Raw genomic sequence first — 3,486 nt, 5'->3', positions numbered from 1 at the left:
CCTATTGCCTATTGCCTATTGCCTATTGCCTATTGCCTATTGCCTATTGCCTTGCCCATAGCGCTATAAAACTTAACAGAATCAACAGGTATTTTATGAAATAATCCCAGGCATCGGGAGCTCTATTGATTAACATGAAACCTTGGATTTACCGACTTGTGCAAGTAAGTCCCTTTGTTATGTTTTCTCTACTGGCTGCAACTACGGCATTAGGGCAAATTACCCCAGATAATACCTTGGGGAATGAAAGCTCTGTAGTAACGCCCAATGTGACTGTTAAGGGTGCCCTGGCAGATTTGATAGAAGGTGGGGCGATTAGAGAAAGCAATCTGTTCCACAGCTTTCAAGATTTTAATGTGCCTGAGCTAGGACGAGTTTATTTTGGCTTACCAGCGGGAATTGAGAACATCCTGAGTCGGGTAACTGGAGCTAATGTTTCCAATATTTTAGGAACTCTGGGAGTGTTGGGAAATGCTAACTTATTTTTGATAAATCCAAACGGTATTGTCTTCGGTTCCAATAGCAGACTAGATCTAGGAGGCTCTTTTTTTGGGAGCACTGCTGATAGTGTGTTGTTTGACGATGGCACAGTTTTCAGTGCAAAAAATCCCAATGATAAACCGTTGTTGACCATTAATATTCCCTCTGGGTTGCAATATGGATCTAATCCAGGGACTATTACTAATCAGTCTAGTCTTTTTCAGGTACCAAATGTGAAAACATTGGGGCTGATTGGTGGTGAAATTACTCTTACTGGTGGTAATTTAACAGCAACCGATGGACGCATTGAACTCGGGAGTGTTGGTAATGGTGTGGTGAACCTGACCCCAACGGATAGTAGTTTTGTGTTGGATTATTCAGCAGTTCAAGGGTTTCAAGATATTAGTTTGTCTGACGGTGCTTTTGTTGATACCAGTGGGGAAGGTGGTGGCAGTATCCAGGTGCAGGGGGCTAATGTGAGTTTACGCGATCGCTCTTTTGTGTTTGCGGATACCGAAGGGAGTGGAAGTGGCGGTGGGATAGTGATTGAGGCTTCTCAGTTGAGTCTTGAGGGTGGTTCTAGGATAACTGCGGATGTAACTGGCTCAGGACAGGGGGGAGATGTAAGTATTACCACTGGGGAGTTAATGGTTTCTGATGGAGCAGTTGTTTCAGCTATCACTTTTGGTCTTGGGGACGGGGGAAATTTGACTGTGGATGCCTCTGAATCTGTTCAAGTGATTGGTACTGATGCCGATGGTGGGATTGTCAGCGGCTTGACTACTGCAACTTCAGGGACAGGAAAAGCGGGAGATGTGAGTATTACCACTGGGCAGTTAATCGTCTCTGATGGAGCAGTTGTTTCAGCTAGCACTGCTGGTGAAGGTGAAGGGGAGGGGGGAAATTTGACTGTGGATGCCTCTTCTACAGTTCAATTGATTGGTACCTCAGCCGATGGTCGGTTTCCCAGCCGCTTGACTACTCGAACTTTTGGGAAAGGAAAAGCGGGAGATGTGAGTATTACCACTGGGCAGTTAATCGTCTCTGATGGAGCACAAGTTTCATCTATCACTATTGGTGAAGGGGAGGGGGGAAATTTGACAGTGGATGCCGACGAAAAGGTTCAAGTGATTGGTACCTCAGCCGATCGTCGGTTTCCCAACGGTTTGTTTGCTCGAACTTTTGGGACAGGAAAAGCGGGAGATTTGAGTATTACCACTGGGCAGTTAATCGTCTCTGATGGAGCACAAGTTGGAGCTAGCACTTTTGGTGAAGGGGACGGGGGAAATTTGAGTGTGAATGCCCAGTCTAAGGTTCAACTCATTGGTACGACAGCCGATGGTGAGTCTGCCAGCGGCTTGTTTGCTCAAGCTAATCGAGGCTCAAAAGGAAAACCCGGAAATTTGAGTATTACCACTGGGCAGTTAATCGTCTCTGATGGAGCACAAGTTTCAGCTGGCACTTTTGGTGAAGGGGACGGGGGAAAGTTGACAGTGGATGCCGACTCTACTGTTCAAGTGATTGGTACCTCAGCCGATGGTCGGATTCGCAGCGGCTTGTTTACTGAAACTGAAGGGAAAGGAAATGCGGGAGAGTTGAATATTACCACTGAGCAGTTAATGGTCTCTGATGGAGCAATTGTTTCAACTAGCACGAGGGGTGAAGGGGAGGGGGGGAAGTTGACAGTGGATGCCGACTCTACTGTTCAAGTGATTGGTACCTCAGCCGATGGTCGGATTATCAGCCTCTTGACTACTCAAACTGAACAGACAGGAAAAGCGGGAGAGTTGAATATTACCACTGGGAAGTTAATGGTCTCTGATGGAGCACAAGTTTCAGCTGGCACTTTTGGTGAAGGGGACGGGGGAAAGTTGACAGTGGATGCCGACTCTACTGTTCAAGTGATTGGTACCTCAGCCTCGGGTGAGTATGCCAGCGGCTTGTTTACTGAAACTCAAGGAACAGGAAAAGCGGGAGAGTTGTTGAAAATTACCACTGGGCAGTTAATAGTCTCTGATCGAGCAGTTGTTAGTGTTAGAAGCAATCAACCGGGTAGTTCAGCAGGCACGGTAGAGATTAATGCCAACTCCATCTTCCTAAACAAAAATGGAATCATCTCAGCAGAAACAGCAGGAGGAGACGACAGCAATATTATTCTATATTCCCGTGACATCCGACTCCTCAACCGAAGCTTGATTCTAACTGACGCTGAGAATACCACAACTGGGGGCAATATAGAAATTGATACTGATACCTTAGTCGGTCTGGGAAATAGTGACATTACCGCCAATGCTGACGAAGGTTCAGGAGGTCGTGTGACCATTAATGCCAAAGGCATCTTTGGTTTAGAGTTTCGAGACCGTCTAACTCCAGACAATGACATCACCGCCACGTCTGAACTTGGCTCATCCTCCAGCGGTGATGTCACAATCAACATCTCACAGGTAGACCCCACCTCAGGCTTAACGGAATTACCAGCAAGCCCGGTAGATGCAGAAGCGATCCTGGCCAATGACCTTTGTGGCTTTGAGAATAATCGGATTGCTGGCGGGAGTTCCTTTACCATTACCGGAAAAGGAGGTTTACCAGCTAGTGCAGACGATCCGGTGATTAATACTGACAGAACAGTGGGCTGGCTCTCTCGTCCTGGCTTAGCCAACACCAGCAGAAAACCATTACAGCAGCAACCATTAGTGATACAGCCTCAACCTCCCCAGGAAAAAAAAGTAATTATCGAAGCCCAAGGCTGGGTCAGAGCAAAAGATGGCACCATTATTCTGACGGCGCAACCGTTTAGGGGTACTCCTGTTGATCAGATATTGCCCCATCTTGATTGCCATTCGGGAAGAGGGAGATAGGGAGTAGGGAGTAGGGAATCGGGAATCGGGAATCGGGAATCGGGAATCGGGAATCGGTAGAACTGGCATCTTGCCAGTAACCTGGCTTGGGAGTCGGTAGAACTGGCATCTTGCCAGTAACCTGGCTTGGGAGTCGGTAGAACTGGCA

1 protein-coding gene and 1 pseudogene are annotated in these 3,486 nt (G+C 47.3%); one reads left to right on the top strand and one right to left on the bottom strand.

The features are described from left to right. Positions 1-134: 134 nt before the first annotated feature. Positions 135-3,338 carry a two-partner secretion domain-containing protein gene (locus AC4II3_RS30685; protein ID WP_488010306.1) on the top strand — a complete coding sequence of 1,068 codons (3,204 nt, stop codon included), beginning with the start codon at positions 135-137 and terminating at the stop codon, positions 3,336-3,338. Here the strand turns inward: AC4II3_RS30685 and AC4II3_RS30680 are convergent. Next, positions 3,293-3,486 (bottom strand): annotated as a pseudogene (locus AC4II3_RS30680) (hypothetical protein); the annotation flags it as partial. The gene AC4II3_RS30685 and the pseudogene AC4II3_RS30680 overlap by 46 nt on opposite strands.

Source organism: Moorena sp. (assembly GCF_982860115.1).
Note: the sequence above shows the minus strand (reverse complement) of the source record. Positions and strands in the feature narration are given on the sequence as shown.

Bases quoted from the DNA above. Each gene is read 5' to 3' on its own strand.
- AC4II3_RS30685 (WP_488010306.1), top strand. From the start codon at position 135: ATGAAACCTTGGATTTACCGACTTGTGCAAGTAAGTCCCTTTGTTATG.